The organism is Vibrio sp. 1727, assembly GCF_033344415.1.
GTDB lineage: Bacteria > Pseudomonadota > Gammaproteobacteria > Enterobacterales > Vibrionaceae > Vibrio > Vibrio alginolyticus.
Genome location: NZ_JAWPOT010000597.1, coordinates 1 through 538, shown reverse-complemented (window position 1 = coordinate 538; position 538 = coordinate 1). Strand labels below are relative to the sequence as shown.

Sequence of the window (538 nt, the reverse complement as noted above, 5' to 3'; positions counted from 1 at the left end):
CAGCGATATTGAGCATGCAGCGAAGCTGGCTCACGCAATGGAATTCATCAATAAGATGGAAAATGGTTTAGATACCATGATCGGCGAAAACGGCGCGAGCTTATCTGGTGGTCAGCGCCAACGTGTAGCTATTGCTCGTGCGTTGCTGCGTGATGCGCCTGTACTGATTCTTGACGAAGCAACCTCTGCACTGGATACGGAATCTGAGCGTGCCATCCAAGCTGCATTAGATGAGCTGCAGAAAGATAAAACCGTGTTGGTGATTGCTCACCGCTTGTCAACGATCGAAAAAGCCGATGAGATTCTAGTCGTAGACGACGGTGCCATTATTGAACGAGGTAATCACGCAGACTTGATTGCTAAGAATGGCGCTTACGCTCAACTTCATCGCATCCAGTTTGGCGAATAGTTGCTGTGGTTGAAAAAATCTGGTTTGAAAATCATCCATTAAAATATCTGTTGTGGCCATTATTATGGCCACTCAGTGTGTTGTTTGGTGCAATCAGTAGAGCGAAGCGTCAACAGTTCCAAACTGGTC

Annotated in this window: 1 protein-coding gene and 1 pseudogene; both read left to right on the top strand. The window is 46.8% G+C overall.

The features are described 5' to 3' along the window. On the top strand, positions 1-409 hold a 409-nt coding region (locus tag R8O10_RS27135), incomplete at its 5' end, for an ATP-binding cassette domain-containing protein (RefSeq protein WP_318192217.1). A 5-nt stretch (positions 410-414) separates the two neighbouring features. After that, positions 415-538 (top strand): annotated as a pseudogene (lpxK, locus tag R8O10_RS27130) (tetraacyldisaccharide 4'-kinase); the annotation flags it as partial.